This is a genomic window from Ensifer sp. SSB1, assembly GCF_016652895.1.
Classification (GTDB): Bacteria; Pseudomonadota; Alphaproteobacteria; order Rhizobiales; family Rhizobiaceae; genus Ensifer.
Genome location: NZ_JAEPRP010000320.1, coordinates 1 through 3,763 on the forward strand (window position 1 = coordinate 1; position 3,763 = coordinate 3,763).

The 3,763-nt window shown below is 60.9% G+C and carries 3 protein-coding genes; 2 read left to right on the forward strand and 1 reads right to left on the reverse strand.

The features are described from left to right. A partial coding sequence (locus I8N66_RS36580) for an extracellular solute-binding protein (protein ID WP_291165316.1) occupies nt 1-1,604 on the forward strand: 1,604 nt, incomplete at its 5' end. 88 nt (nt 1,605-1,692) lie between these two features. After that, nucleotides 1,693-2,355, forward strand: a complete 663-nt coding sequence (locus I8N66_RS36585) for a DsbA family oxidoreductase (RefSeq protein ID WP_291165319.1) — start codon at nt 1,693-1,695, stop codon at nt 2,353-2,355. A 61-nt stretch (nt 2,356-2,416) separates the two neighbouring features. Here the strand turns inward: I8N66_RS36585 and I8N66_RS36590 are convergent. Then, nucleotides 2,417-3,763 (reverse strand): TRCF domain-containing protein (locus I8N66_RS36590; protein ID WP_291165322.1); only part of this gene is annotated, 1,347 nt, incomplete at its 5' end.

Here is a 3,763-nt window from a genome sequence, read left to right on the forward strand (position 1 = left end):
TCATTCTGAAAAGCATGCGCACGACAGCGCGCGGCATGTGGGACCCGGAATACGGCAACCTCGTCTACGAATCGCTGATGCAACGCTCGCGGGACGAAGCCTTCACCATGTATGGCCTGCTCGCCGAATCGGTTGAATGGGACGATGACCGGACCTTCATCCAGTTCAACCTGAACCCCAACGCCCGCTGGGCCGACGGGCAACCGGTCACAGCCGACGACGTCATCTTCACCTTTGAACTGTTGCGCGACAAGGGACGTGTACCCTTCAGCAACCGCCTGACAAAAGTAGCAAAGATGGAGAAGGTCGGCGACCGCGGCGTGCGCTTCACCTTTACCGAGGACGTCGACCGCGAACTTCCGCTATTGCTCAGCCTCTCTCCGGTCCTGCCGAAGCACGCCATCGATGTTGCTACCTTCGATCAGACGAGTTTGAAGCCGCCGCTCGGCTCCGGCCCCTATCGTGTCGCCGAGGTGAAGCCCGGTGAGCGCATCGTCTACAAGAGAAACCCGGACTATTGGGCGAAGGACCTGCCGTCCAAGGTCGGCCAGGACAATTACGACGAAATTTCCGTCGAGTATTTCCTCCAGGAAAACTCGCTGTTCGAAGCGTTCAAGAAGGGCGAAATCGACATCTACCCGGAAGGCAGTGCTACCAAGTGGGCGCGCGGCTACGACTTCCCGGCCGTCCGCTCCGGCGATGTGGTCAAGGAAACCTTCAAGCCGAAGACGCCGTCCGGCATGCTCGGCATCGTGTTCAACACCCGCAAGCCGATGTTCGACAATCTCAAGCTGCGCCAGGGGCTAGCTCTGGTGTTTGATTTCGAGTGGGTCAACAAGAACCTCTTCGATGGTGCCTATACACGCACCCAGAGCTACTGGCAGAACTCGACGCTGAGCTTCCTCGGTGCGCCGGCTGACGATCGTGAACTCGGCCTCATCGGCGATGCACGCGACCGCATCAACCCGGCCATCCTCGATGGCACCTATCGGCTGCCGGTAACTGACGGCTCCGGGCGCGATCGCAATGTGCTGCGCGTCGCCGTCTCGCTGATGCGCGAGGCCGGCTTCCAGATCAAGGACGGCAAGATGGTGGACGCCAAGGGTTCGCCGCTAGCCTTTGAAATCATGAGCCAGAACGCAGGTCAGGAAAAGATTGCGCTCGCCTATCAGCGCTTCCTCGCCCCGCTCGGCATCCAGGTGTCAGTGCGCACCGTCGACGATTCGCAATATCAGCAGCGCAGCCAATCCTTCGACTATGACGTGATCATCAAATCGTTCCCGTCGACTCTGTCACCCGGCGTCGAGCAGTCCGGGCGCTGGTCGTCCCAGGCGAGAGACCGGCAGGGCAGCGACAATTTTGCCGGCGTCGCCGACAAGGATGTCGACCGCATGATCAACAACATTCTCCAGGCTCGCACGACCGAGGACTTCACGGCTGCCGTGCGCGCGCACGACCGGCTGCTGATCAACAACTCCTACCTGGTTCCGCTCTATCACCTGGACGCACAGTGGGTGGCGCGGCGCAAGCATATCGGCCGTCCCGATGTGTTGCCGCTCTATGGCTACCAACTTCCGACCTGGTGGGATCAAAGCGCGCAATAGGGGTTGGTTCCCTTTTGGTAACGCATTGAAAGCCGGATGAAACCGGCTTATCTCGCCGATATACCAAACAAGGAAAGGCACCCGCACCATGCAAACCGTCAGCATCGATATCGTCTCGGACGTCGTCTGCCCCTGGTGCTATCTGGGCAAGGCAAGGCTCGATCAGGCGATTGCCAATGTCCCGGACGTGCTCGTCACCGTCAACTGGCGTCCCTATCAGCTTAATCCCGACCTGCCGCCGGAAGGCATCGACCACAAGAAGCACCTTGCCGAGAAGCTTGGCGGCCAGGCGGCCGTCGATCGCGCGCATGACATGTTGAGCGAACTCGGAAACGCCGACGGCATCGCCTTCGACTTCGATGCCGTGAAAGTCAGCCCGAACACGCTTGACGCCCATCGGCTGGTCCGCTGGGCCGCAACCAACGGCCAGGCAGCGCAGTCAGCTGTTGTCGGCCTGCTGTTCAAGGCGAATTTCGAAGAAGGCCGCAATGTCGGCGATCACGCCGTGCTGCTCGATATCGCCGAGAAGGCCGGCCTCGATCGTCCCGTCATCACGGCGTTGCTCGCCTCCGATGCCGACAAGGACGCGGTCAAGGAAGAGGTCGGCATGGCCCGCGAGATGGGCGTAACCGGTGTGCCCTGCTTCATCATCGAGAGACAATATGCCGTGATGGGAGCGCAATCCGTCGACGTGTTGACGAATGCGCTGTGCGAAATCGCGGAGATGAAAGCCAGCGGCAAGCCGAACTGAGCCGCCGCAATCCTGACGCTGCCGCAACAGGCGGCAGCGTCAGCGCGATTTCTAACGCCGGCTATTTCGCCAGTCCGGCGAGCTGCGTCATCACCATCGCAGCACCCGAAAGACGCTTCTCCGGCGTCGCCAGTTCCCTTTGGAAGAAGATGCTGTGGTCCGGCCGGATCTTCGCAAGCGTGCCCTGCTTGGCGATGTAACCGACAAGTGCCGCGGGGTTCGGAAACTCCTTGTTGCGGAACTGCACAACGACGCCCTTCGGTCCGGCATCGAGCTTCTCGACATTCGCCGTACGGCACAGAGACTTGACGTAGACGATCTTCAAGAGGTGCTGGACCTCGATCGGCAATGGCCCGAAGCGGTCGATCATCTCGGCGCCGAAGCCGTCGATTTCCTTGAGATCCGTGAGTTCGCCGAGACGGCGGTAGAGACCGAGCCGCAGATGCAGGTCCGGCACGTAGTGTTCGGGAATCATGACCGGGGTTCCGACCGAAATCTGCGGCGACCAACCGGTATCATGGATTTCTTCCTCACCCTTGAGCTCGGCGACCGCCTCCTCCAGCATCTGCTGGTAGAGCTCGAAGCCGACCTCCTTGATATGGCCCGATTGCTCCTCGCCGAGCAGGTTGCCGGCACCGCGGATATCGAGGTCGTGGCTGGCAAGCTGGAAGCCGGCACCGAGCGTGTCGAGCGACTGAAGCACCTTCAGGCGGCGTTCCGCGGTTCCAGTCAACGTCTTGTTGACCGGCAGTGTGAAGAGCGCGAAGGCACGCACCTTCGAGCGACCGACGCGACCGCGCAGCTGATAGAGCTGGGCGAGGCCGAACATATCGGCGCGGTGCACGATCAGCGTATTGGCCGTTGGGACGTCCAGACCGGATTCGACGATCGTCGTCGACAGAAGCACATCGTATCGCCCGTCGTAGAAGGCGTTCATGATGTCTTCGAGCTCGGTTGCCGGCATTTGGCCGTGCGCAACCGCGACCTTCAGTTCCGGAACGTCCGATTTCAGGAAATCGTGGATTTCCGACAGATCGCTCAAGCGCGGGCAGACATAGAAGCTCTGACCGCCGCGATAATGTTCGCGCATCAGTGTTTCGCGGATCACCAGGGCATCGAAGGGCGAGATAAAGGTGCGCACCGCCATGCGGTCGACCGGCGGCGTCGTGATCAGCGACAGTTCGCGAACACCGGTCAAGGCGAGCTGCAAGGTGCGCGGTATCGGCGTCGCCGAAAGCGTCAGCACGTGCACGTCGGACTTCAGTTCCTTCAGCCGCTCCTTGTGCTTGACGCCGAAGTGCTGCTCCTCGTCGATGATCAGGAGGCCGAGATTGGCGAAGTTGACCGACGTGCCAAGCAGTGCATGCGTGCCGACCACGACGTCCGTCTTGCCATCTGCCACCTCCTT